Origin of the sequence: Plantibacter sp. ME-Dv--P-122b (assembly GCF_030209375.1) — a bacterium.
Classification (GTDB): domain Bacteria; phylum Actinomycetota; class Actinomycetes; order Actinomycetales; family Microbacteriaceae; genus Plantibacter.
This window is the reverse complement of sequence record NZ_JARVSC010000001.1, coordinates 1-25,444: the sequence shown is the minus strand read 5'-3', so window position 1 is coordinate 25,444 and position 25,444 is coordinate 1. Positions and strand designations below refer to the sequence as shown.

General features: G+C 70.3%; 19 protein-coding genes and 1 pseudogene. 8 read left to right on the top strand and 12 right to left on the bottom strand.

The annotated features are described in order from the left end of the window. Positions 1 to 110: 110 nt before the first annotated feature. The 6 genes from QRN19_RS00100 to QRN19_RS00075 all read right to left on the bottom strand — a co-directional run bounded on the left by QRN19_RS00100 (position 111) and on the right by QRN19_RS00075 (position 8,173). Entirely contained in the window at positions 111 to 899 is a 789-nt protein-coding gene (locus QRN19_RS00100) for an ABC transporter ATP-binding protein (RefSeq protein ID WP_285024504.1), read from the bottom strand. Beyond that, entirely contained in the window at positions 896 to 2,707 is a 1,812-nt protein-coding gene (locus tag QRN19_RS00095) for a dipeptide/oligopeptide/nickel ABC transporter permease/ATP-binding protein (RefSeq protein WP_285024503.1), read from the bottom strand. The genes QRN19_RS00100 and QRN19_RS00095 overlap by 4 nt, the downstream gene beginning before the upstream one ends. A gap of 4 nt (positions 2,708 to 2,711) precedes the next feature. Beyond that, the gene (locus QRN19_RS00090; RefSeq protein ID WP_285024502.1) at positions 2,712 to 3,764 is read right to left on the bottom strand and encodes an ABC transporter permease; all 1,053 of its coding nucleotides are present in this window, start codon (positions 3,762 to 3,764) and stop codon (positions 2,712 to 2,714) included. A 2-nt stretch (positions 3,765 to 3,766) separates the two neighbouring features. Then, entirely contained in the window at positions 3,767 to 5,359 is a 1,593-nt protein-coding gene (locus QRN19_RS00085) for an ABC transporter substrate-binding protein (RefSeq protein WP_285024501.1), read from the bottom strand. 70 nt (positions 5,360 to 5,429) lie between these two features. After that, positions 5,430 to 7,040 carry a hydantoinase/oxoprolinase N-terminal domain-containing protein gene (locus QRN19_RS00080; protein WP_285024500.1) on the bottom strand — a complete coding sequence of 537 codons (1,611 nt, stop codon included), beginning with the start codon at positions 7,038 to 7,040 and terminating at the stop codon, positions 5,430 to 5,432. Continuing rightward, positions 7,037 to 8,173, bottom strand: coding sequence for an S-methyl thiohydantoin desulfurase family protein (locus tag QRN19_RS00075; protein WP_285024498.1), 1,137 nt, complete (start codon positions 8,171 to 8,173; stop codon positions 7,037 to 7,039). The genes QRN19_RS00080 and QRN19_RS00075 overlap by 4 nt, the downstream gene beginning before the upstream one ends. A 73-nt stretch (positions 8,174 to 8,246) precedes the next feature. Between QRN19_RS00075 and QRN19_RS00070 the strand changes: the two genes are divergently transcribed. After that, a complete protein-coding gene (locus QRN19_RS00070) occupies positions 8,247 to 9,746 on the top strand; it encodes a PucR family transcriptional regulator (protein ID WP_285024497.1) in 1,500 nt (499 codons plus the stop codon). Between the two features lie 186 nt (positions 9,747 to 9,932). On the opposite strand, the gene QRN19_RS00065 is transcribed toward QRN19_RS00070, so the two are convergent. Beyond that, the gene (locus QRN19_RS00065) at positions 9,933 to 10,778 is read right to left on the bottom strand and encodes an alpha/beta fold hydrolase (protein ID WP_285024496.1); all 846 of its coding nucleotides are present in this window, start codon (positions 10,776 to 10,778) and stop codon (positions 9,933 to 9,935) included. Positions 10,779 to 10,935: 157 nt separating this feature from the next. On the opposite strand from QRN19_RS00065, the gene QRN19_RS00060 reads away from it, so the two are divergent. Continuing rightward, positions 10,936 to 11,583 (top strand): pyridoxal 5'-phosphate synthase, encoded by a 648-nt coding sequence (locus QRN19_RS00060; protein WP_285024495.1) that lies wholly within the window; start codon positions 10,936 to 10,938, stop codon positions 11,581 to 11,583. Between the two features lie 296 nt (positions 11,584 to 11,879). On the opposite strand, the gene QRN19_RS00055 is transcribed toward QRN19_RS00060, so the two are convergent. Beyond that, positions 11,880 to 14,774, bottom strand: coding sequence for an MMPL family transporter (locus tag QRN19_RS00055; RefSeq protein ID WP_285024494.1), 2,895 nt, complete (start codon positions 14,772 to 14,774; stop codon positions 11,880 to 11,882). Positions 14,775 to 14,837: 63 nt separating this feature from the next. Next, complete coding sequence (locus QRN19_RS00050; protein WP_285024493.1) at positions 14,838 to 15,485, bottom strand: TetR/AcrR family transcriptional regulator; 648 nt, start codon at positions 15,483 to 15,485, stop codon at positions 14,838 to 14,840. A gap of 250 nt (positions 15,486 to 15,735) precedes the next feature. On the opposite strand from QRN19_RS00050, the gene QRN19_RS00045 reads away from it, so the two are divergent. Then, positions 15,736 to 16,962: an MFS transporter gene (locus QRN19_RS00045; RefSeq protein ID WP_285024492.1), complete on the top strand. Its 1,227-nt coding sequence runs from the start codon at positions 15,736 to 15,738 to the stop codon at positions 16,960 to 16,962. A 25-nt stretch (positions 16,963 to 16,987) separates the two neighbouring features. On the opposite strand, the gene QRN19_RS00040 is transcribed toward QRN19_RS00045, so the two are convergent. The 3 genes from QRN19_RS00040 to QRN19_RS00030 form a co-directional block, all read right to left on the bottom strand. Then, entirely contained in the window at positions 16,988 to 17,854 is an 867-nt protein-coding gene (locus tag QRN19_RS00040; RefSeq protein ID WP_285024491.1) for a helix-turn-helix transcriptional regulator, read from the bottom strand. A gap of 112 nt (positions 17,855 to 17,966) precedes the next feature. After that, positions 17,967 to 19,133: a hypothetical protein gene (locus QRN19_RS00035; protein ID WP_285024490.1), complete on the bottom strand. Its 1,167-nt coding sequence runs from the start codon at positions 19,131 to 19,133 to the stop codon at positions 17,967 to 17,969. A 49-nt stretch (positions 19,134 to 19,182) separates the two neighbouring features. Next, on the bottom strand, positions 19,183 to 20,853 hold the full coding sequence (locus tag QRN19_RS00030) for a 2-isopropylmalate synthase (protein WP_285025247.1): 1,671 nt from the start codon (positions 20,851 to 20,853) through the stop codon (positions 19,183 to 19,185). A gap of 138 nt (positions 20,854 to 20,991) precedes the next feature. Here QRN19_RS00030 and QRN19_RS00025 point away from each other — a divergent pair, with 138 nt between their 5' ends. From QRN19_RS00025 to kdpA, 5 genes and pseudogenes are all read left to right on the top strand, one after another. Next, complete coding sequence (locus QRN19_RS00025) at positions 20,992 to 21,669, top strand: FadR/GntR family transcriptional regulator (RefSeq protein WP_285024489.1); 678 nt, start codon at positions 20,992 to 20,994, stop codon at positions 21,667 to 21,669. Between the two features lie 134 nt (positions 21,670 to 21,803). Further along, positions 21,804 to 22,754, top strand: coding sequence for a manganese catalase family protein (locus QRN19_RS00020; protein ID WP_138946142.1), 951 nt, complete (start codon positions 21,804 to 21,806; stop codon positions 22,752 to 22,754). 106 nt (positions 22,755 to 22,860) lie between these two features. Further along, a pseudogene (locus QRN19_RS18535) lies at positions 22,861 to 23,124 on the top strand (polyphosphate kinase 2); the annotation flags it as partial. Between the two features lie 431 nt (positions 23,125 to 23,555). Then, positions 23,556 to 23,645, top strand: a complete 90-nt coding sequence (gene kdpF / locus QRN19_RS00010; protein WP_056009336.1) for a K(+)-transporting ATPase subunit F — start codon at positions 23,556 to 23,558, stop codon at positions 23,643 to 23,645. Then, the gene (gene kdpA, locus QRN19_RS00005) at positions 23,645 to 25,318 is read left to right on the top strand and encodes a potassium-transporting ATPase subunit KdpA (protein ID WP_285024487.1); all 1,674 of its coding nucleotides are present in this window, start codon (positions 23,645 to 23,647) and stop codon (positions 25,316 to 25,318) included. Before kdpF ends, kdpA begins: the two co-directional genes overlap by 1 nt. The last annotated feature ends 126 nt before the right edge of the window (positions 25,319 to 25,444 follow it).

Sequence of the window (25,444 nt, the reverse complement as noted above, 5' to 3'; positions counted from 1 at the left end):
TCCCTGAGCCTGTCGAAGGGCCACGTCACCCGTGGGCACTTCGACAAGCTCAGTGACCGGAAGAGGTGAGCTCAGCGACCGGGCGCGGTCCGGCCCGACGGCTCGGGCCGCTACTCCTCGTCCCAGGTCATGCGACGGCCCATCACGGGCACGGAGGCCAGCAACTCTCGGGTGTAGGCGTCCTCCGGCGCGGCCAGGACGGTGGCCGTAGGCCCCGCCTCGACGACCCGGCCGGCCTGCATGACGCTCACCGTGTCGCACATGTAGTTCACGACGGCGAGGTTGTGGGAGATGAACAGCACCGTGAGTTCGAGCTCGCGCTGCAGCTCGCGAAGCAGGTTGAGGACGACGCCCTGCACCGACACGTCGAGCGCCGAGGTGATCTCGTCGGCGATCAGGACCTCGGGTTCGGCCGCGAGTGCCCGGGCGATCGTGATGCGCTGCCGCTGACCACCCGAGAACGCCGACGGCAGGTCGTTCGCGCGGTCCGGGTCGATGTGCACGCGCTCGAGCAGCTCGCCCACGCGGGACCGCTGCTCCGAGCGGCTCCAGGAGCGCCCGGTCGCCCGAGACCCCTCGGCGATCGACAGACCGATCGGCATGCGCGGGTCGAGCGCGGAGTACGGGTCCTGGAAGACGAGTTGCACGCGCCGACGCGCGCGACGGGCCGCGGCCGAGCGCCCGACGATGTCGGCACCGTTCAACCGGATGCCGCCGGCGCTCGGGATGACGAGACCGACGGCGGCCGCGGCGACCGTCGACTTGCCGGAGCCGGACTCCCCCACGAGGCCGTGGGACGTGCCAGGGCGGACCGTGAGGTCGAAGCCGTCGACCGCGGTGTGCGCGGACGCGCCGTGGCCGTAGCGGACCGTGAGGCCGGAGAACTCGAGACCGGTCATGCGCGCTGTCCTTCGGTGGTGATGGGCCCTTCGACAAGCTCAGGGACCGGGAGAGGCTCCTCGTCGATCGCACCGATGACCGGGAGCGGCATGGTGCGGTCGGAGGTCATGTCGGGCACGCAGGCGATGAGCCCGCGGGTGTACGGGTGCCGCGCTTCGTGGAGACGGTCGGCGTCGAGCGATTCGACGATGCGACCGTCCTTCATGACGAGGATGCGGTCGCAGAACCCGCTGACGAGGGCGATGTCGTGCGAGATGAGCAGGATCGCAGCGCCCGTCTGCTCCTGCGCCTCGTGGAGCACGCGGAGGACCTGGCGCTGCACCGTCACGTCGAGTGCCGTGGTGGGCTCGTCGGCGATGAGCAGCTTCGGGCGGCCCATGAGCCCCATACCGATCATGGCCCGTTGCCGCATGCCGCCGGACAGCTCGTGCGGGAACTGCTTCAGGCGCTTGGCCGGAAGCGGGATCCGCACCGACTCGAGTGCGGCCTCGGCGCGCTTCGTCGACTCGGCCGCCGACAGTCCCTCATGGACCTCGACGGTCTCGCGGAGCTGCTTGCCGATCGTGAGCGAGGGGTTCAGCGAGGTGAGCGGGTCCTGGAAGACCATCGCCAGCTCGAGGCCGAGGCGGCTGCGCTCGGCCTTCGTCAGCGGTGCGGTCATGTCGATCCCGCGGAAGCTCAGCTCCGAGGCCTGCACCGAGGAGTCGGGCCCGAGCAGGGCGGCGATCGCCATCGCGCTCACCGACTTGCCCGATCCGGACTCCCCGACGACGCCGACGACCTCGCCGGGCATGATCGTGAGGCTGATGCCGTGGACGCGCTCGACGAGTCGGCCGTCGCGGTCCGGGAAGGCGACGCGGAGGTCGCGCACCTGCACGACGGGCTCCTGGCCGGCCGGTGTCGCAGCCGCAGCGGAGGCGGTCGCGGGAGCCGCGGTGCGACGACGCGCGGGCGCGGGCAGTCCGAGGAGCCGCTTCGACGACTCGTTCCAGAGCTCGCCGAGCTGCGTGAAGATGACGCCGCACACGACGAGCGCGATGCCGGGGCCGATCGCCGCCATCGGGTTCCCGTAGATGCGCGCGATCCCGAGGCCGAGGAGGCGACCCCAGTCGTACTCGGGTGCCTGCACGCCGAGACCGAGGAAGGACAGGCCGGCGAAGGCGAGCAGCGTGCCGGAGGCGGAGACCGCCGCGTTCACGAGCATCGGCGGCAGCATGTTCGGCATGACGTGCCGGACGAGCACCTCCGCCTGGCCGACGCCGGCGATCCGCGCGGCCTTCACGTAGTCGCGACCGATCAGCGACGAGGCGAGCGTGTAGGTGAGGCGGGCGAAGGTCGGCACACCCGCGAATCCGACGGCGAGCATCGCGCCGGTGGCGCTCGCGCCCCAGATCACAGAGAAGAACAGGGCCATGAGCAGCCATGGGAACGACAACAGGATGTCGATGAGTGCGGTGACGAGTCGGCGGAGCGGTCGAGGCAGGACCGTCGCGACGGCCCCGAGGAGGACGCCCCCGATGACGGAGATCGCCGTCGCGCCGAGGGTCAGCAGCACGGACACCCGGGTGGCGACCATGACCCGGGCGAAGACGTCGCGCCCGAGTTCGTCGGTGCCGAAGGGGTGGGCGAGGCTCGCGCCGGCGAGGCGGTCGGCCACCGACGTCGTGTCGGCGGCAGACCCCCAGACGGTCGGGCCGACGACCGCGACCACGATGATGAGGAGCGCTCCGATCGCGCCGGTCAGGCCGCGCGGGGTGCGGAGGCGGTCGAGCACCGGGGATCGGTTCGAGCGGGTGGATGCACGCATGAGCTCAGCCCTCCGTGATCGAGGAGCGCGGATCGATCGTCGCGAGCGCGATGTCGATGAGGAGGTTGAGGCCGAGGACGAGGATCGCGTACACGAGGACGATGCCCTGGATCATCGGGTAGTCCTTCGAGGTGATCGACGAGACGATGCTCGTCCCGAGGCCGGGGATGGCGAAGACCGTCTCGATGAGGACGGTGCCGGCGACCATGCCCGTGAGGATGATGCCGCCGATCGTGAGCGTCGAGGTCACCATGTTCGGCAGCGCGTGCCGCAGGTAGACGAGGTGCGTCGGGAGGCGCTTGCTCCGTGCCGTGGTCATGTACGGCATCTCGAGGACGGCCAGCATCTCCACGTGCACGATGCGGGCGAGGTAGGCCATTGGACCGACCGCGAGGGCCACCACCGGCAGGATCGCCTGGTCGAAGCCTCCCCAGCCGGCGGCCGGGAGCACCTTGAGCCCGATGCTGAACACCGCGATGAGACCGGCGGCGAGCAGGAGGCTCGGGATGGCGATCAGCACGCCGAGCAGACCCGAGACGCCGAGGTCGGCGAGGCGACGGCGGCCGGTGCGCGAGGACACCGCGGTCGCGACGCCGATGGGGAAGGCGCCGATCGCCGCGAGGAGGAAGGACGCGACCGCGAGGGTGAGCGTCACCGGGAAGCGCTGCGCGATCGTGTCGGCGACCGGCCGCTGTGACCCGATCGCCGTCCCGAAGTCGCCGCGGAACAGCCCGCTGACGTAGTTGACGAACTGCTCCGGCACCGGCACGTCCAGCCCGAGGTCGGCGCGCGTCCGCTCGACGAGTTCCGGGGTCGCACTGTTCCCGAGCGCAGCCCGCACCGGGTCGCCCGGCACGAGCTGCACGATCAGGAACGTCGCGACGATGACGATGGCGAGGGAGACGAGCACCCGGCCGAGTCGTCGGAGGATGAACGACGCCCGCGGGGAGAGTCCGCCGAGGACGCCGCGACCCCCTCGACGCGCGACCGCCGGGCCGCCGGGGCCCGTGGCCGGGTCGGTGGCCTGCTCGGTGGTCACGGTCGAGGGGATCGTCATGATCAGCCGACCATCCGGATGCTCGTCGGGCGGATGAAGTTCGGACGCTCGACCTCGGCACCGTTCAGGTACAGGAAGTCCTGCGCGTCGGCGATCGGGAACACGTCCGTCCGCTCGATGAGCTTCGCCTCGGCCTGCTGCCAGAGGTCGCAGGTCTCCTCAGGGCTGGCCGTCTTGGCCTGCTCGGCGAGCGCGTCGTACTCGGGGTTGTCGACGAACATGAAGTTGTTGCCGCCCTTGTCCGGGGTCTCGCCACCGAAGAAGGTGTTCACGATGACCGGTCCGCCCGGAGCGATCTGCACGAAGCCGGTGTCCCAGTCGAAGGTCGAGAACAACTGCTCCGACCAGGCGTTCGCGTCATTGCCCGAGAGCTCCGTCGTGACGCCCAGCTCGTCCCAGGTCTGCTGCACGAGCTCGGCCGCTGCCGCGTGGCTCGGGGTGGCCGCGTCGTAGATGAACTTGATCGTCAGCGGTTCGCCGTCCTTCGAGCGCTTGCCGTCGGAACCGAGCGTCCAGCCCGCCTCGTCGAGCAGCTCGCCGGACTTCTCGACGTCCGTCTCGGGGAGCGTCCACTGCGGGCCGTCGGCGACGCAGAGGTAGGGGCTCTTCACGACGAGCGACTTCGACTCCTCGGCGGTGCCGTCGGTGACGACCTCACCGACCTGCTCGCGGTCGATCGCGGTGACGAGGGCCTCACGGACGAGCGGGTCGGAGGTGGGGCGCTCGGGGCGCTCGTTGAAGAGCATCTCGCCGATCGGGTTGCGCACGCCCTCGCTGCCGAGACCGGCGGCCTCGACGCGGTCCTGGTCGGCCCCGCCGATGCTCGCGGCGTTCACGTCGCCGGAGAGCAGCAGGTTCGCCGCGGTCCCGGGGTCGGTGACGACGCGGACCTCGAAGGTGTCCGGCAGGCCCTTGGTGTCACTCGTGACGTCCTCGGGACCCCAGGTGTAGTCGTCGCGCTTCGTGAAGGTGTAGCTGGAGCCGGGGGTGGCCTTGTCGAGGGTGAAGAGGCCGGTGCCGTTCATCGTCTCGACGAGGGAGTCGGGGTCGTCGAGGCCGGCCTGGCAGACCATCTCGACGGTTCCGGTGTTGGCGAGGATGAACGGGTCGGGCGTCGTGCTCGTGACCGTGAGCTGGTTGCCGTCGGCGGTCGCGGTCATCCGTTCGGAGACCTGCGCGCCGTAGTAGAAGGTCGCGTTGGCCGGGTCGGCGTTGTAGGTGATGTTCGCCGCGGCGGTCTCCGCGGTGAACGGGGTGCCGTCCGCGCAGGTGATGCCGTCCTTGAGCGTGTACGTGATGGAGGTGGAGGTGGCGTCCTCCTCCCAGCTCTCGGCCAGCCAGGGCAGGAGCTCGCCGTCGGCGTTGACGTACACGAGCGACTCGTAGTGGAAGCTGATGATCTCGCGGGCCTCGAGGCTGATGCCCGTCATGGGGACGAGGCTGCCCGGGTCGCCGCTCATCGCGGTGACGAAGGTGCCGCCGGAGACGTACTCGCCGGAGGAATCGGAGGATTGCGAGGAGGTGCACGCGGTGAGGGCCACCGCGGTGAGGGCCGCGGTGGCGAGTGCCGCCGCGGCTTTCCGCTTGCTGTTCATGCTGGATCCTTCGTACTCGGGTGGCCGTGGTGCGCGGGTGGCCGGATCGGATGGGGTGGAGCGGGGTGGACTACATCGCTCGTCTCGACGGCACTCCGATACGGGCGAGGGGACCCGCCGCCTTCACGGAGACCTTCAGGGTGGGGCGGGTCGCGTACGAGACGGGGGTCTCGAGCACGTCGACGATCTCGACCGAGCGCGGGTCTGCGCCGGCCTGGATCGCCTTCTCGATCGCGGAGCGTCCTGCCTCCTCGATGGCGGCTGCGCGGTCGGCGAAGTCGCAGAGCTGATCGGAGCGCCCACCGGCGAGCGCGATGGCCGCGCCCACGGCGTTGGCGACGTTGCCGCGCGCCGGGCGCAGGACCTCGCTCGCGCCGAGGACGGCGTCCGGGACGAGGAATCCTCCGCCGCCGACGACGACGAGCGGGAGGCCGGTTCGGCCGAGCGACATGCGCTCGACGGCGGACTCGATGCGTTCGTGGGCGACGCCGAGCGCGTGCTCGAGCGCCTGGCGGGTCGCGCGGTCGAGGGGCGGCAGCTCGCGGTCCGCGATGCCGAACTGGAGCGAGGCCGCGTCGGTGAGGGTCGGGGTGGTGCCGCCGAACAGCAGCGCCTCCTCGGTGAGGCGGTAACCGACCGAGTCGTGCCGCGGGACACCGGTCGCGGTGTCGACGATCGTGCCGCCGCCGAGCCCGACGCTCAGGATGTCGGGCATGCGGAAGTTCGTCCGCACACCACCGACCTCGCGGGGCAGGGTCGACTCGCGGGGGAACCGGTCGACGAGCACGCCGAGGTCGCTGGTCGTGCCGCCGACGTCGATGATGATCGCGTTGTCGGCACCGGAGAGGAAGGCGGCGCCGCGGATGGAGTTCGCCGGCCCGGAACCGATCGTCAGCACCGGGTAGCGCGCCGCGTACTCGACGGCCATGAGCGTGCCGTCGTTCTGCGCGAAGTAGGTGGTCGCGTCGAGTCGCTCCTCCGCGACGACCGTCGTGAGCGCGTTCGTGACGTCGCGGGCGACGGCGTAGAGCGACGCGTTCAGAACGGTCGCGTTCTCGCGCTCCAACAACCCGAGCGCGCCGATCTCGTGGCTGAGCGACACCGGGATGTCGACCCCCACGTGGTCCTGGACGAGCGCCTCGACCTCGAGCTCCTGCTCGGGGAACGACGGGCTGAAGATGCCGCAGACGGCGACGGCGTCGAAGGTGCCGGCCAGGGCGTCGAGCTCCCGGCGGATGAGGTCGCGGTCGAGCGGGGCGATCGGGTAGCCGTCGACGAGGTGGCCGCCTCCGGCGAGGATGCTCCCCGCGAGGACGACGTCGCGCAGTTCCCGCGGCCAGCCGGCGAGCGGCGGGAGCGAGGTGGCGGCAGGCGAGCCCAGCCGGATGACGACGACGCGTCCGAGGTCGCGACGGTTGACGATCGCGTTGGTCGCGTGGGTGGTGCCGAGCATGACGCGGGTGACGAGGCCCCGGTCGTCGCCGAGCTGGTCGAGGACCTCGGCGAGCGCCGCGCGGATGCCGCCCGTGACGTCGCGGGTGGTTGGCTGCTTCGTCCACGAGACGACCTCGCCCGTGCCCGAGAGCGCGACGGCGTCGGTGTTCGTCCCGCCGACGTCGATACCGATCGCGAGTTCGCCCGAGGTGTCGGTGACGGTGCTGGTCGTGGTACCGGCGCTCATCGGGTCGCTCCAATGGTCTCGTCGGCGCTCACACCGAAGGGCTCGTAGTCGAGGTCGTAGCCGAACGCGCGCGGGCCGGCGAGTTCGAGGCCGCGCTCGGTGCGCCACAGCGGATCACACGCCCAGGCGAGGACGCTCACCCGCTGCCCGAAGCGCAGCATCTCGGTGGAGATCGCGTCGCCCGTCTCGGAGTCGACGATCGTGACGAGGTCGGGGACGCTGACGATGACCGCTCCGTCCTCCATGACGACGAGGTTCTCGTTCTGGATCTCCACGCGGGTGAGGCGACCGCGGTGCTCGCCGATCCCCTCGACCGTGACGGAACCGCGGGTGAACCCGCCCTCGGTGCGGCGCTCGATGTCGACGACCTTGCCACCCGTGATGAGGGACGCCCCGAGTTCGTCCGTGAGCGCGCCGACGGGGTCGGTGGCGGCGAGGAGCCGGCGCCCGACCTGCACGGCGCGGCTGACGCTGCCCTCGATGACCGCGCCGCGCACGGTGTCGCGGTCCATGACGTAGTTGGCGCCGATCGAGATCGCGCCGCTCGCCACGGTGAGGGCGCGGGCGTGGCGCTCGAGCCAGGCGAGGCTGACCGGCCGCAGGATCGAGACGTTGCCGATCACGTCGCTCAGGACCGCGTACCCGGGCGGGAGGTTCGCGACGTTCATCGCGGTCATCGGCGCTTCCGGGAAGGCGCGCCCCATGCCGTCGGCGTCGAGGATGCTGAGGCCGAGGCTCGCGGCCCAGCCGACGGGGCCGACGCCGTTGCTGCCGCCGATCTCCGTCGCCATGATCGTCGTGATGCGCTTGCCGGTGAGGCGCTCGATCTCCTCGACGATGATCTCGGCCTGGCCGCTCGCGCCGAGCATCTCGAAGCCCACCGACGGAGCGCCGATGCCGGACATGGCGACGACCACGTCGTCCGCGTCGAGGTCGCCGACCTGTTTGACGGGGACCGGGCCGAACTGCTCCAGGGCGATCTCGACGCCGAGCTGCGGGGTCTGCACCGCGCCGCCGCCGCCGGTGCCGAAGATGGCGCATCCTGCGGCGAGCGCCGGCACGTCGGCCAGGGTGATGCTGGTGATCGGCGTGGCCGACGCTGCGGAGCGTGCAGCGGGGTGGTTCGTTGACATGTACCGAGCGTAGGCAGGGTCGGGAACCACGACAATGTTCCCGTGGCCCACACAATCGGGGCAGAATGTGCTCATGGCCCAAGTCACCGTCGCGGACGTCATCCTCCAAGCCGAGCATCTCGGCGCCCGCTGCGTCGCCGGCGCCCCTGCTGGCGTCCCGGTCACCGGCGTCGAGATCCTCGCGCTCGACGAGCTGAACGACGCGACCGAGCACTCCATCGCCATCGTGACGACCCCCGACGGCGCCGTCCCGAGGCCGTACCAGGTCGACATCGCCATCCGCCGGGCCATCGCAGCGGGCTGCGCCGGCCTCGTATTCGTCGGCGCCTTCCCGGTCGCCGAGACCTCTCGGGCCCTCGCGGACCGCGGTGGTCTGCCGGTGATCATGAGCGAGGGCATCGCCTCCGACCTCGCCGTGCTCATGGACCGCACGATCCGCGGTGGAGCCGAGGAGGCGATGTCGCGCGCCGAGTTCGCGATCCAGCGGGTGATCAGCGCGTCCGCGGCCGAAGCGGAGCAGGCGTCGGGTGTCGGCGTGCGGGAGGCGATCCTCGAGGTCGCCAGCACGACGCTCGGGGTGCCGGTCACCCTCGTCGAGGACGCGGGCGCGAGCTGGCTCGAACCGGACGCGGTGTGCATCGGTGAGATCCCGATCGGCCGGGTCCACGCCGAGCGCGACGACCCGGCCGCGGCGATCGCCCTGCCGGTCATCGCCTCCGTCCTCTCCCGAGCCCTGCAACGGGAACTGCACGGGCGGTTCGGTTCGGTGCGCTCGCGGGCGGAGCTCATCATCGAGCTGATCTTCGCCGAGTCGTCCCGTATCGACGGCTTCGCGATGGACGCGGTCCGGGCCGGCCTGCCGCTGCAGCTGTCGCACGCGGTGGCGTGGCTGACCCCGAAGCACGCGAGCGACCCGGACCGACGCGCACCCACGGTCCTTGCGCCCTCCGTCGAACTCTTCGCGCTGCAACTCGTCGACCAGCGCGAGGAGCAGTGGCACCTCGCGATGCGGCGCGACGAGATCGTCGTCATCTCCTCGGAGGAGCTCGGCGCACCCGACCACCAACGGCGCCTGCGCGACGTGATGGAGCGGATCGTCACGCACGCTGCGACGATCGCGGGGCCGGAGTGGACGTTCACGGTCGGGCTCGGGACACCGCAGAGCGGGGCGGCGGGGCTCCGGCAGTCGGCGACCGAGGCGCGGGTCGCAGCGGAGGCCGCCATCGCGGGTGGTCGCTTCGGCACCATGGAGGCGACGGACGTCACCGGGCTGCGGCGGGTGCTCCTCGACTTCTACGCCTCACCGCTCAGTCGGACGCTGCTCGACGACATCCTCTCGCCACTCGACGCCCTCGGGCCGGAGCGGGCCGCGATCTCGGTGCGGACGCTCCTCGCGTACCTCAGCCATCGGAACTCGCTCGCGCGTGCCGGGGCTGAGCTGAACCTGCATCCGAACGCGGTGAACTACCGGATCCGGCGCATCGAGCAGTCGCTCGAACTCGACCTCGCCGATCCCGACGTCCGCTTCGCCGCGGAGCTCGCCTGCCGGGTGCGGCTCATCGGCATGCCGTAGCCGAGCGGCGCCCGCTCAGCCCTCCCCGAGCCCTCGGTCCCTGCCTCAAGCCACGCTCCCTGCCCTTCGACACGCTCAGGAACCGCGTGTCGAAGGGCCCACGAACAACCCTCCCGTCAGTGAGACGTTCTCCGTGCTGCATTTCGGCAAGCTCAATGACCGGCGAAGCTCAACGACCGGCCAAGCTCAACGACCGGACGAGCTCCTCGCCACCCGGACGATGCCGGCGGCGAGCGTCGGCCAGAGCTCGGCGGGGATGAGGTGTCCCATGCCGGGGAGGACGTGGAGTTCGGCCGCCGGCATCGCCTCGGCGATGTCCACGGCGGACGACCAGTGCAGGACGTCGTCCTCGCGACCGTGGAGCACGAGGGTCGGCACGGTCACGTCGCGCAGCCGCTCGAGTCGCTCCGGCGCACGTAGCAGCGCCGCCCACTGCCGGCTGAACCCCTCGGGTGCGTAGCCGCGGTCGTACGCCTCGCCCGTCGCCCAGACCTCCCACGCGGTGTCCGGCTGGTAGCGCGCGCCGGGCACGGGTGCGGCGAGCTCGGCCATCGCGGCGACGGACTCCTCCCGCGTGTACCGCACTGGTTCGACGAGCAGCTCGGGGCGCTCGCCGTGCAGGATGTAGCGAGGGTCCTGGCCGGGGATCGTGGACAGCAGGCCGAGACTCAGCACGCGCTCCGGGTGGTCGAGCACGACCATCTGCGCCATCATGCCGCCCATCGAGTGCCCGACGAGGTGCGCCTGCTCGACCCCGAGGTGGTCGAGCACCCGCAGGACGTCGTCGCCCATGTCGCCGAGCGAGTACCCGCCGTCGAGGTCGTTCTCGCCACCGAACCGTTGCGAGAAGCCGACGTCGCGGTTGTCGAACCGCACGACGCGGAAGCCCTCGTCCACGAGCATGGCCCGGAACGGGTCACGCCAGGTGAGCAGCTGCGCGCCGCCGCCCGCGATGAGCACGATCACCGGGTCGGCGGGGTCACCCTCCACCTCGTAGTAGATCGAGACGTCGTCGGTGTCGGTGTACGGCATGCGGTGCTCACTCTCCTCGAACGTGCTCCCTGGCGGGCGTTCCGAGGCTAGCCCGCGGCCTGGCCGTGCACCATGTGTCAGGACACCACGGTTCCGGTGGTGACTGTGCCGACGCCCCAACCGTCGGCTCCCGGAGCAACGCGGGTAGGCTCGCGACATGAGCGCCGAACCCCTCTCCGGAGACGACACCCTGCAGCTGCCCGAGTTCGACACCCCGCCCGCCGAGCCCATGCTCCTCGCGCAGCAGTGGCTCGCCGCAGCGATCGAGCGGGACGTCAGCGAACCCCGATCGATGACCCTCGCGACCGCCACCTCGGTCGGTGTCGTGAGTGCGCGCACCGTCGATGTGAAGACCCTCGACGATCGCGGCCTGATCTTCGGCTCCTCGACCGAGAGCCGCAAGGGCGGGCAGCTCGCCGAGAACCCGAGCGCCGCCCTCCAGGTCTACTGGCGCGAGACGATGCAGCAGCTCCGCTTCGAGGGCCGCGTCGAGCAGCTGAGCGACGAGGAGTCCGACGCGCTGTTCGCCGACCGCTCGCCCAAGTCGCGCGCGGCGACGGCGGTCGCCCACCAGTCGACGCCGTTCCGCGACGGCCCGGAAGAGACCCTCGACGCCCTCATCAAGCAGGCGAACGAGCTGCTCCAGCGCGAGGGCGATGACGTCCCGCGGCCGGCGACGTGGGTCGGGTTCCGACTCGTCCCCGACATGGTCGAGTTCTGGCATGCCAGTCGCGACCGGATGCACCGGCGTCTCCGCTACCTCGCGGCCGACGACGGCTGGATCGTGGACCGCCTGCAGCCGTAGCGGGGAGGTGGGGTGCACGACGGCGCCCGGTCATCGAGCCCCGGCCCCGGTCATCGAGCCCTGACGCCGGTCATCGAGCCCTGACGCCGGTCATCGAGCTCCGGCCCCGGTCATCGAGCCGTAGTCCCGGTCACTGAGCCTGTCGAAATGCACCCGGACGAACCCGCCCTTCGACAAGCTCAGGGACCGAGTAGGCCGCTCAGAGACCGACAGGCCCAACCCCGCCCTTCGACACTTCGACACTTCGACACTTCGACAGGCTCAGTGCAGCCCTCCCGGGGACCGGGCAGACCGCGCTACCTCGGCGCGCGGACGACCACGACCCCACCGACGGGCGGCTCGACGACCGCGGTGCCGTTGTCGGCGTCGACCGCGATGACGTAGGCGCCGACGGCCACGCGCTGCACACCGGCGGTCGCCGGGTGCACGATGACGTCGAGGCCGGGCTCCACCCGGGAGACCTGCTGGTCAGCCGGGTCGGGGTCGGTCGTGAGCACGTGCGCCGGGTGCGTGCGCTCGGCCGCGGCGGCCGCCTCCCGGCGGGTCAGCTCACTCGACGGTGTGGCCACGTGTGCGGCCGTCCCCGCGGTCACGCCGGCACCGAGGGCCGCCGTCTCCGCGCCATCGACCGCGTTCCGCGGCTTGCCGCTCGACGGGGCGGTCGCGGCCGAACCCGTCTCACCGGCCTCGACGTGATGCGCCGGGTGGCTGCGCTCGAGCGCGGCACCCTCGACGTCGACGTTCGGCAGGATGCGGTCGAGCCACTTCGGGATCCACCAGGCGCTCTTCCCGAGCAGGTGCATGACCGCCGGGATGAGGAGCATACGGACGACGAACGCGTCGACGAGCACACCGAAGGCCAGACCGAACCCGATCGATCGGATCATCGCCGAGTGGGAGAAGATGAACCCGCCGAAGACGGAGATCATGATGATCGCCGCCGCTACGACGACCGTCCGGCCGGCGTGCAGCCCGCGCTGGACCGCCAGACGCGCCGGGGCACCGTGCGCGAACGCCTCGCGCATGCCGGACACGAGGAACAGCTGGTAGTCCATCGCGAGCCCGAAGAGGATGCCGATGAGGATCGTCGGCAGGAAGCTCAGGATGGGCCCCGGGTCGTGCACGCCGAACACCGGGCCGAGCCAGCCCCACTGGAAGATCGCCGTGATGCCTCCGAAGGTCGCCGCGAGCGACAGCATGAAGCCGAGCGTCGCGGTGAGCGGCACGAGGATCGAGCGGAACACGAGGATCATGATGATGAGCGACAGGCCGACCACGAGCGCCAGGTAGAGCGGGAGGGCGTCGGAGAGCTGCTTCGAGACGTCGATGTTGCCGCTCGCACTGCCGGCCACCCCGAGCTCGACGTCGCCCGACAGCGGCGAGAGGTCGCGGAGGTCGCGGACGAGCTGCTCTGTGGAGACCGCGTTCGGGCCCTCCTTCGGGATCACCTGGAAGGCGAGGACGGAGTTGTCGTCCGAGGCGCCCACCGGCGCGACGGCCTTCACGTCATCCTGGTCGGCGATCTCCTGGCCGATCCGCACCTGCTCCTCGAGGACCTCCTCGTCGGTGGCGGCGTCGGGCAGCGTGGCGACGACGAGCAGCGGACCGTTGACGCCGGCACCGAACTTGTCCTCGATGAGCGTGTAGGACTGGTACTGCGTCGAGTCGACGGCTTCCGAGCTGCCGTCCGGCAGGCCGAGGCGCATGTCGAGCGCGGGGATCGCGACGACGCCGAGCACGACGAGTCCGGCGACGAGTGTGCCGACGGCGCGCAGCGTGCCCATGGGCTTGGTCGGAACGGCGTCCGGGCGCGGCGTGCCGACGGTGCCGCGTGCCTTCCGGCTGAGGATGCGGAAGCCGAGCAGCGACAGCAGGGCGGGCGTCAAGGTGACCGCGAGCAGGATCGCGACGGCGACGCAGATCGCGCCGACGGTGCCCATCAGGCCGAGGAACGGGATTCCCGTGACGTTGAGCGCCAGCAGGGCGACGAGGACGGTCGATCCGGCGAAGACGACGGCGTTCCCCGAGGTGCCGTTCGCGAGACCGATGGACTCGTGGAGTTCCACGCCCGCGAGGAGCTGCTTGCGGTGCCGGTTCAAGATGAACAGCGAGTAGTCGATGCCGACCGCGAGCCCGAGCATGACGCCGAGCACCGGCGTGATCGAGAGCATGTCGACCACGCCCGAGAGCGAGAGCGACGCGGTGACGCCGACACCGACGCCGACGATCGCCGAGACGAGCGGGAGCGATGCGGCGATGACCGTGCCGAGCATGACGAGCAGCGTGATCGCCGCGATGATGAGGCCGATCGCCTCACCCACGCCGAACAGCTGCGGCAGGCTCTGCGCGAGCTCGTTCGAGAACTCGACCTCGACGCCCGACGGGACGTCCTTCTTCACCTGGTCGATGACCGACTGCTTCGTCTCCGGCGTGACCTCCTGCTGACGCTTGTCGAAGACGACGTTCGCGACCGCGGTGGTGTCGTCGGTCGAGACGGTGCGGATGCCCGAGGAGAGGTCGAGGAGCTGGGAGGAGAGCTCGAGCTTCGTGCTTTGCTCGTCGAGTTTCGCGAGGTTCTCGGTGATGGTGGCCTGCTGGGCGTCGAGTGCCGTCTGCTGCTGCGTGATCGCGGTCTGCTGGGCGTCGAACTGGGCCTGCGCGGCGGCCGGGAGCGTGCCGCCGGCGGCCTGCTGTGCCTGGGCGAGCGCGGCGCTCAGCTGGGTCTGTGCGTCGGTCAGCTGCTGCTGTCCGGCGTCGAGCTGCGTCTGGCCGTCGGTCAGCTGAGTGCGGCCGTCGTCGATCTGGGTCTTGCCGTCGGAGATCTGCTTCGCCTGGTCGGCGATGGTCTCCTGCGTCTCGAAGGGGTTGACCGTGGTGTCGACGCCCTTGAGGTCGGCCGTCTCGTCGAGCAACTCGCCGATCGCGGTCTTCTGACTGTCGGAGAAGGCGTCGCCGTCCTTCGTGTGGAACACCATCGCGCCGGTGCCGCCGGATGCGCTCGGGAACGACTCCTCGAGCTGGTCGGTGACCTTCGCGGTCGGCGTGCCCGGGATGGTGACGGCGCTCGAGAGGGTGCCGCCGAAGGCGAGGAACGCGCCGACCGAGATGCCGAGGATCACGATCCAGGAGATGAGGACGGCCCACGCGCGACGCGCGGAGAAGCGTCCGAGGCGATACAGCAGTTCAGCCAAGGGAGTCTCGATTCTTCGGGAGGTGGTGCTGGTGACGTGTGCGGGGACGGAGCGGGAAGCGGATCAGTGCGTGGACGAGTAGCCGGTGCGGACGCTCGCGATGAGCCGTTCCAGCAGGTCGGTCCAGAGGGCACGGGCTTCATCGTCCGTGGTGGCGCCGGTACTCGCGATCCAGTGATGGGCGAGCACTTCGACACCGTGCATGAGGGAGGACACCAGGAAGCCGGCCTCGAGTTCGTCGACGTCGGTGTTGCGCTCGGCCAGTTCGTGGGCGAGTTCCTGGGTAGTGCGGGAGAAGGTGGCCTGGAAGAGCTGTTGCGGGCGTGAGTCGTCGGGCGCGAAGCCGCCGAGCGCGTTCCAGAGGAAGGCGATGACGCGCGGGATGTCGGTCGTGCGGAGTGCCGCGGCGACGTCCTCGAACATCGAGACGCGCGACCCAGGGCCTGCCGGCCGGGCATTGACGGCGGACCGGAAGCTCTCGATCACGACGGCCAGCTCCTCGGTGCAGGAGGTGGTGACGAGGTCGTCGATCGAGGAGAAGTGGTTGAACACCGTGCGGCGCGAGACGTCGGCGCGCTCGGCGATGACGTCGACGTTGAACGCGGCGATGCCCTGCTCCGCGATCATGACGCGGGCGGCGTCGAGGATCGCCCGATGATGGCGCGCGCGGAGGGCGGCGCGTCGATCCTCGGCGGGGGCGGTGGTGGACACGTGGGTACACTACGTGCACCGATGCACTCAGTGCAACATGTTGACTCGGTGTTCACCCATCTGTCAGGAAGCGCGCGAGCAGGTTCTCCTGCGGGTTCGCTGACTCGCCCGAAGCTGCACGGGGTTCCGCGATTTCCGTGCAGGATCGGGCGGCTCAGGTACGCCGGGACGGGGGCCGAGGTGGACGGATGGTCGGGTCGGGCGGACTGGGCGTCGGGTGGGGAGGTCACGGCTCCGGCAAGCTGAGAGCATGACGACAGACGAGAAGCTCGACGCACCACGAACGGGCTCGGTCCCCACGACGAACACTCCCGCGTCCGACGTCCCGCGCACGCGGACCGCATGGGCGGCCGTCGCCGTCATGATGGCGACGAGCTTCGTGCTCGTGCTGGCCGAGTTCCTGCCGCCGAGCCTGCTGCCGTCGATGGCCGCGTCGCTCGGGATCACCGAGGGCCAGGCCGGCCAGGCCGTCACGGCGACCGCCTTCATCGGCTTCCTCACCGCGCCGACGATCGGGATCCTCGTCCCGCGACTCGACCGTCGCCTCCTGCTCGTCCTGCTCGCGGCCGCTGCCGCGGTGTCGAGCGCGCTCGTCGCGATCTCCGCCGACTTCGTGATGCTGCTCATCGCCCGACTCCTGCTCGGTGCGGCCCTCGGCGCCTTCTGGGCGATGTCGATCGCGATCGCCGCCCGGTTGTCCGCGCCGCACCACCTCGGTCGGGCGATCATGCTCGTGAACACCGGCACCACCGTCGCGACGGTCGCCGGTGTCCCGGTCGGCACCTACCTCGGTTCGGTCATGGACTGGCGCCTCATCTTCGCCGGCGTCGCGGTCATCACCGCGGTGGTGGCCGTCGCGCTGCGGCTCGTCCTCCCGCCTGTCGCACCGGCACCGTCGAGCGGCGGTCTGCGGTCGCTCGTCGACACGCTCCGGGTCCCGGGCATCCGCGTCGGCCTGACGGGGCACATCCTGACCGTCCTCGGGCACTTCATCGCCTTCACCTACATCCGGCTCGCGATCGAGCGGGTGCCCGACCTCGACGCGGCCGGTGTCGCGGTCCTGCTCGCCGCGTTCGGCCTCGGCGGTGTGGTCGGCAACTTCGTGATCGGACTCCTCGTCGACCGCCACCTGGCGGCCCTGCGCTACGTCGTCCCGGCCTTCATCGGCATCTCGATCGCGCTCGTGACCCTGTTCCCGGGGCAGCCCTGGATCGTGACCATCGCGATCACCACCTGGGGCATGGGCTTCGGCGCCTGGCTGACGACCCTGAGCACGTGGATGGGTCGCCTCGTCCCGGACCGCATGGAGTCCGGTGGCGGACTCGTCGTCGCGGGGTTCCAGCTCGCGATCACCGTCGGCGCCGGAGCGGGTGGACTGCTCGTCGATGCGGTCGGCATCGTCCCGGCGCTCACGGTCGCGGCGATCTCCGCGATCGTCGGCGGCATCGTGTTCGGGTCGGCGCGCACCGCGCGATGAGGCAGAAGGCTGCCTGGCCGAGCTGCTACGCGGCGAGCGCCGCCTCGGCACGCCAGCGGGCCGGCGTCAGGCCCGTGTACCGCTGGAAGGCACGCGCGAACCCGTCTTCCGACACGTAGCCGAGCGCGCCGGCGAGCTCAGCCACCGTCGCGTCGCCCGTGAGGATGAGCCCCTTGGCCGTCTCCATACGAACGGTCGTGAGGTAGGCGCGCGGGGTGTGCCCGACGACCTCGCGGAACCGCTCGGCGAACGCCGACCGCGACATCATGGCGATGCGGGCGAGCGTCTCGAAGGTCCACGGTCGCCCCGGTTCGGCGTGCAGGGCGTCGAGGACCGCGCCGATGTGCGGGTCGCCGATGCGTTGCAGCCAGCGGTCCGGCGCGCAGCCGGCCTCGTTCCACGTGCGGAGCGCGGCCGACACGATCGTGGTCGCGATGCGGCTGCAGATGACGTTGTCGCCCGGCCGCGGACGACCGGCCGCTTGCGGGCACCCCATGCCTGCGATGAGCGCCACCATCGAGGGCTCCTGCCCCGCGAAGTCGGCGACGTACAGGTGCTCGGGCAGCGTCTCCGCCACCTGCTGGCGCTGCCCCGGCGGGGTGAAGGCGACGTCGAGGAGCTCGGCGTCCTCGAGCGCGACCACCGTCGTGGCGTGGGCGCGGGGGAAGAAGACGAGGTCGCCGGCATCGAGGTCGCGGGTACCGTCGGCGGCGGTGAGGCGCACGCGCCCACTGGAGAGGTAGACGAAGCCGGACGCCGTGTGCGGTCGTCGCAGCGGTGTGCCCGCGGCGAGGCGGTCGCGGTCGGTGCCCTGGATCGTCCACTCGAGGCTCGCGAGCGCGCGATCGAAGGTGTCGATCGTCGACGCTGGAGGGGTCGCGGTGAGGGTCACACCGATGCGAACGCGAATGCGTCGCCGGATGTTCCGCGACCTGCCCGCTGAGTCGCCCGGATCTGTCCGATTTCGGCGTGGATCCGAGCAGATTCGGGCGACTCGGTCGCGGCTAGCGACCGTCCACCACGGACATGAACCCCGCGAAGGCGAAGGCTCCCGGGATGATGTAGAGCAGCGTGCGGGTGACGAGCCAACTGACCGCACCGACGGCCACCCAGATCGCGTGGAAGCGCGCCCGCACGGTGAGGCGCCGGCCCTCCTCGCCGACGACCGTCTCCTTCCGGGTCCAGACCTGCTCAGCCTCCATGGCGTCGCGCGCCGCCTCGAGGACGCTCTCCGCGTCCTGCCCCGCCACCCGCTCGTCGCGATACCGCTCAGCCCTCGTGATGAGACGCGGCACGAGGTCGGTGAGGATCGCGTTGATGGCGACCCAGGGGGCGGCGTAGGCGAAGTCGGCGGCCGGCTTACTGAAGAAGACGACCCGATCGTCGACCATCTCCACGTTGTAGTACGCCGCGGTGCTGACGAGCGACGACATCACGTCGGGGGTCAGGACGTATCGCGCGTCCGTCCCGTAGCCGGACGGCGCGTAGACGCGGAACCACCGGTCGAAGTCGCCCTCGAGGGAGATGCGCAGACCCCGGTCGAGACCCGGCGGCAGGTCGCTGCGGACGGTGTCGTTCGTCGTCGCGTCGAGCAGGAGGTGCGGGAGTGGGGCCGGCAGCTGCACGGTCAGATAGTGCCAGTCCCGCGACCGCTTCACGTCGTCGACCAGGTTGCCGAACTCGACCCGGTCGCCGACGAACCGCGGGTGGGACTGCACCTGTGGTCCCGGCACGGTGATGAAGGCGTTGTTGTACTTCCCCGTCGTGGTGATGAGCGAGGAGAACATCGCCCGTCCTTTCGACTCCTCCTCGAAGCCGTTGGCCACCGCGGTCAGGTGGCGCCGCCATTCGGCGAGGCGCGCCTTCGGGGACGGCGGACGTCGCGACCAGCGGTACAGGAGCCACGCACCGACGAGCAGCGCGATGAGGACGAGCACGGCGACGATCAGGCCGACGACGTCATCGGCCTCGACGCGGCTGTCGTGATACTCGTCGACGCTGACGCCGACCGAGACGAGGGCGATCGCGAGGTACCAGAGGACGAGGCTGAAATAGAGGTGGAAGAGCACTCTCCGCCCGGTGGGCGCCCATTTGGACCGACCAGAACGACGCTCGTCCGCCATCGCCGCGGCGACCTCGTATTCGGGCGCCGTCAGCCACCGCAGTTCCACTGATCAGATCCCCTCGACGCCCTCAGCCTCCCAGCGTAGGGCAGGGAGGCTAGCGGCTCGCGGCGTTGACGACCGCGCGGACCGATGCCTCGAGGATGGAGTGATGGCGCCCGGCCGCCCATACCGTCTCCGCCCCGCGGCGGACCTCGAGGAGGGTCAAGGCCTCCGCGCCACTCCCGGCACTGAGCGAGGTCTGATGCAGGGAGACGATCTCGACGTGGACGCCGTGGTCGGCGAGGAGACGGGTCGCCGCCTCGACCGGACCGACGTCGGCGAAGGTCGCCTCATGGCGGTCCCCGTCGATCACGAGACCGATCATCGTCCGCGAGGTCTCGCCGGTCGTCGCCACATCGACCTCGAGCAGCTCGACCCGAGACGGCGTCGCCGACAGGTAGCTGCGCTCGAACGCCGCGAGCAGCGCCTCGGCGTCCAGTTCGCGACCGGTCTCGTCCGCCTGCTGCTGGACGCGACGCGAGAAGTCGACCTGCAGGCGCCGCGGCATCTCGATGCCGTAGTCGCGTTCGAGCAGGTAGGCGATGCCGCCCTTGCCCGACTGCGAGTTCACCCGGATGACCGCCTCGTAGCTCCGGCCGAGGTCCGCGGGGTCGACCGGCAGGTAGGGCACCCGCCACGGGAGGTCCTCCGGGCGGCTGCCGGTCGCCTCGGCCCGCGCTCGGTGTTCCGCGAAGCCCTTCTTGATCGCGTCCTGATGCGTCCCCGAGAACGCGGTGTGCACGAGGTCGCCGACGTAGGGGTGGCGCGGGTGGATCTCGATGCGGTTGCTGTGCTCGACGACCCGACGGATGTGGTCGATGTCGGAGAAGTCGATCATCGGGTCGACGCCCTGGGCGTGCAGGTTGAGCGCGAGGGTCGCGAGGTCGACGTTGCCGGTCCGCTCGCCGTTGCCGAAGATGCACCCTTCGACGCGTTGGGCGCCCGCGAGGACCGCGAGCTCAGCGCAGGCGATCCCCGTGCCGCGGTCGTTGTGCGGGTGGACCGACAGGATGACGGCGTCGCGCCGGTCGAGGTTCCGGTGCATGTACTCGATCTGGTCCGCGTAGACGTTCGGGCTCGCCGCTTCGACGGTAGCGGGCAGGTTGAGGATCACCGGGCGGTCCGTCGAGGCGTCCCAGAGGGTCGTCATGGCGTCGCAGAGTTCGAGGGCGTAGTCCGGCTCCGTCAGGTTGAAGACCTCCGGCGAGAACTCGAACCGCACCCCCTCGAGGTCGCCGGCGAACTCGAGGACGTCGGAGCCGCCGGCGAGGATGAGCGCGCGGAGCGAGTCGCGGTCGTGCCCGAGGACGACCTCCCGCCAGAGCGGCGCCGTCGCCGTGTACAGATGGATGACGACCAGGTTGCGGATCCCGCGGATGGACTCGACGGTGCGCTCGATCAGGTCGCGACGGGCCGGCGTGAAGACGACGATCGTGACGTCCTCGGGGGCGATGTCGGTCTCGGCGATCAGCCGGACGAAGTCGTAGTCGGTCTGCGACGCGGACGGGTAGCCGACCTCGATCTCCTTGTATCCCATCGTGACCATGAGCTCGAAGAAGGCCCGCTTCCGCTCGGGGTCCATGGGCTCGGCGAGCGCCTGGTTCCCGTCGCGCAGGTCCACCGGCACCCAGAGCGGTGCTTCGGTCAGTCGCCTCGAGGGCCACGTGCGGTCGAGGAGGGGGACGTCCACCCGCGAGTACAGGTCCTGGTAGCGATGGGACGGCATCTGGGAATGCCGCTGCCGGTTCCAGCTCGGCGCGGAGGACGGGACGGGGCCTGCGGGCGTGGAGAGTCGGGAGTCTGCGGAGATCACGCGGCAACGCTAACACAACTTGTCAGACAAGCTGAGGACTATGATCGACGCATGGACACCGTGCACCGCGAATCGCTCTCCGACCAGGTCGCCCGCTTGCTCCTGCAGCGCATCCAGGCCGGCGAGTGGGAGATCGGCCAGAAGCTGCCCGGCGAGACGACCCTCGCACCGCAGCTCGGTGTCGGCCGATCGACGATGCGCGAGGCGATCCGCCAGCTGGCCGGCCAGGGCGTGTTGTCCACCCGGCAGGGCTCGGGGAACTTCCTCCAGGCACTCACGCCGGTGCAGGACTGGGACGCACTCGTCCTGCGGACCGCGATCGGCTCGGTCATCGAGGCGCGCATCGCCATCGAGTGCGAGGCGGCAGCCCTCGCCGCGCAACGCCACACGGCGTCCGATCTGGCCGCCATCCGGGCAGCGCTGGCCCATCGGAACGCCGATCGCGCGACCATCGAGGGGCGGGTCGACGCCGACACCGCGCTCCACCGGAGCATCGTCGCTGCGAGCGGGAACGAGATCCTCACCGAGCTGTTCGACACCTTCGCCGAGCGCAGCCGCGAGGCGATGATCGAGATGCTCCGCCTCAGCGGGGAGCCGGGGACGGACCACGACCAGCTCGTCCACGAGCACATCGTGCAGGCGGTCGCGGATCGCGATGCCACCGCGGCGTTCGACCGTAGCCGCACCCATCTCGTCGCCCTCCGCGACGGCATCGCACCCTCGGACTGATCGCAGCGCGCGCGTGACTATACGCCTGTCGGCGCCCGGATGACACACCCCGCGGGAATCGGTCGGCAGGCGCAGGCTGAGCGCGAGTGCCCGAGCCGGACGGCTCCGGGGAACTCCGATCAGAGGGGAACACCATGTACTTCCACGTGCAGCGGTTCATCAACGAGATCGCCGAGGACGAGCCGGACCCCGCAGCGGCTGCGGCACTGCAGGAGGGCCTCGGCGGCCAGTTCGGCGAGATGCGCACCATGATGCAGTACCTCTTCCAGGCCATGAACTTCCGTGGGCCGGCGGGGAAGCCCTACCGCGACCTCATCCAGGGCATCGGCACCGAGGAGATCAGCCACGTCGAGCTCATCGGCACCACGATCTCCCGCCTCCTCGACGGTTCGCCCGCCTATCAGGGCAAGCAGACCGACCCGGTGGATCAGCCTGGCGCCGGTGGCGCGACACCGCTGTCGATCGCCCTGTCGGAGGTCAACACCCACCACTACCTCGTCGCCGCACAGGGCGCCATGCCGGTGGACGCGGCCGGCAACCCGTGGAACGGGAGCTGGGTCTACAACTCCGGCAACCTCGTCCTCGACCTGCTGTACAACCTCATGCTCGAGTCGACCGGTCGCCTGCAGAAGTGCCGGCTGTACGAGATGACGTCGAACAAAACCGCCCGGTCGACGATCGCCTATCTGATCGTCCGTGATCAGGCGCATGAGAACGCCTACGCGAAGGCGCTCGAGACCCTCGGGGTCAACTGGAAGAACTCCCTTCCGATCCCGAAGACCAACGCCGAGCAGTTCCCCGAGGTCAAGCTGCTCGTGGATCAGGGACTGCAGAGCAAACAGTTCTCCTTCGACCTCGCCGGGCAGTCCGAGGCCGGCCGCATCTTCCAGGGCATGTCGCCGTCCAACGACGGCACCGAGCTGGACGCGAGCGAGCAGGCGCCGGAGGGCGTGCCGTCGACCATCGCACCCGAGCGGTTCGAGGAGTTCTCCCCCGGAGCCGACAAGGACCTCCTCGCGCTCATCCAGGCGACGGCGGAGATGGAGCTCGCCGACATCGACGCGACCTTCGGACCGCTGAAGTAGCGACCACCGGTGTCCGCTCCGCCTGAGCGGGCACCGGCCACTGCACCACCACGCCGATCAGGCGTCGAAACGGTCCTCGCGGGGACGGGCGGGAACACGAACCACCATGTCGAAGACTCCGAAACGGACCAAGCCGCCGAAGCGCCTCCGGAAAGACCGCTACGAGGCAGAGCTGGAACGACTGCAGATCGAACTCGTCACGATGCAGCGCTGGGTGATCGAGACCGGCGCACGGGTCGTCGTGGTCTTCGAGGGCCGAGACGCCGCAGGCAAGGGCGGCGCGATCAAGCGCATCGTCCAATATCTGAACCCGCGTTCGGCACGGGTCGCAGCCCTGCCGACCCCTGGTGAGCAGGAGCGCGGCCAGTGGGCGTCCCGGCTGAACGCCATCGCCCATCTGCTCTCGCAGGTCCCCTATCAGCACCGCGACCCGAAGCCCACCGACATCCCCGACCGACCGGGCTCCGACACCTACGAGCGACCCGCCCGCGACCGGTACCGGTACGTGCCCGACCACGCCCACACCCTCGGGAGCTGAGCGGGAGGGCAGGACGGCGGCCTGGAGGAGGAGTGCACCGTAGGGAGGTCGTGAGGATCGCCGCGGAAGGCGTATGGAAACCGTGAGGACGGCCGTCGGAGGTCGCTGACGGGTGTTGGCTCTGAGCTGTCCCGAACGGGACGCAGCACCACGCACCCGCACCACGCACCCACTGGAGTCCTCTTGCTCGACCTCGTCTACGTGCTCGGCGTCATCGCCGTGTTCGCTCTGGTCGGCCTCGTCGCCCGGGGAGTGGAGAGACTGTGATCGTCTTCGAACTCCTCGCCGCCGTCCTGGCCGTCGCCGCCGTCGTGTACCTCGTGTACGCGCTCGTGAAACCCGAGAGGTTCTGATGCAGACCCTCTTCGCGATCCTCCAGGTCTCGACCCTCGTCCTGGTCCTCGTGCTGCTCTACCGTCCGCTCGGTGAGTACCTCGCCCGGGTGTACACCTCCAGCAAGGACTTCGCCGTCGAACGCGGCTTCTACCGCGTGATCGGTGTCGACGCCCGCTCCGAGCAGACCTGGCAGGCCTACCTCCGCGGGGTGCTCGCCTTCTCGCTCGTTGGTGTCCTCCTCGTCTACGCCCTGCAGCGCGCCCAGGCCGTCCTGCCCTTCGCACTCGGCCTCCCCGCCGTCCCAGAGGGCTTGTCGTTCAACACGGCCGCGTCGTTCGTCGCCAACACCAACTGGCAGTCGTACTCCCCCGAGGTCACGATGGGCTACACCGTGCAGCTCACGGGCCTCGCGGTGCAGAACTTCGTCTCCGCCGCCGTCGGCATCGCGGTCGCGATCGCCCTCGTCCGCGGCTTCGCGAGTCGCCGCAGCGGCACCATCGGCAACTTCTGGGTCGACCTCACCCGCGGCACCCTGCGCGTGCTGCTGCCACTCTCGGTCGTCATGGCGGTCGTGCTCATCGCGGGCGGGACCATCCAGAACCTCAACGGCTTCACCGACGTCACGACCATCACGGGCGCGACGCAGACCATCCCCGGCGGACCGGTCGCCTCGCAGGAGGCCATCAAGCTCCTCGGCACGAACGGCGGCGGGTTCTTCAACGCGAACTCCGCGCACCCCTTCGAGAACCCGACCGCGTGGACGAGTCTCGTCCAGAACATCCTCATGCTCGCGATCCCGTTCTCCCTGCCGCGCACCTTCGGCCGCATGGTCGGCGACCACAAGCAGGGCTACACGATCCTCGCGGTCATGGGCGTCATCTTCCTCGCCTCGTTCTCGATCCTCACGGCGCTCGAAGCCCGCGGCCTCGGAGCGGCACCAATGGCGGCCGGTGGCGCGATGGAGGGCAAGGAGCAGCGCTTCGGCGTCTTCGCCTCGACACTGTTCGGCTCGACCTCGACGCTCACCTCGACGGGTGCCGTCAACTCGATGCACGACTCCTACACGGCACTCGGCGGCATGATGCCGATGATCAACATGATGCTCGGCGAGATCGCCCCCGGCGGCGTCGGCTCAGGCCTGTACGGCATGCTCGTGCTCGCCGTCATCGCCGTGTTCATCGGCGGGCTGCTCGTCGGCCGGACCCCGGAGTACCTCGGCAAGAAGATCGGCCCACGGGAGATCAAACTCGCGAGCCTGTACATCCTCGTCACGCCGACCCTCGTGCTCGCCGGAACCGCACTGAGCTTCGCCATCCCCGGCGTCCGCTCGGACGTGGAGACGACGTCGATCTGGAACCCGGGCCTCCACGGCCTCTCCGAGGTCCTCTACGCCTTCACCTCCGCGTCGAACAACAACGGTTCCGCGTTCGCCGGCCTCACGGCGAACACCCCGTGGTTCAACACGGCGCTCGGTGTCGCCATGCTCCTCGGCCGCTTCGTCCCGATCGTGCTCGTCCTCGCGCTCGCCGGTTCGCTGGCTGCACAGGACCGGGTGCCGTCGACCGCCGGAACGCTCCCGACCAACCGGCCGCAGTTCGTCGGCCTCCTCACCGGTGTCGCCGTGATCATCACCGCACTCACCTACTTCCCCGTACTCGCGCTGGGTCCGCTGGCGGAAGGGCTGTCATGAGCCACGACCACGACGCACACCGCGTGATCATCACCGCACTCACCTCCTTCCCCGTACTCGCGCCAGGTCCCCTGGCGGAAGGGCTGTCATGAGCCACGACCACGACGCACACCGCGTGATCATCAC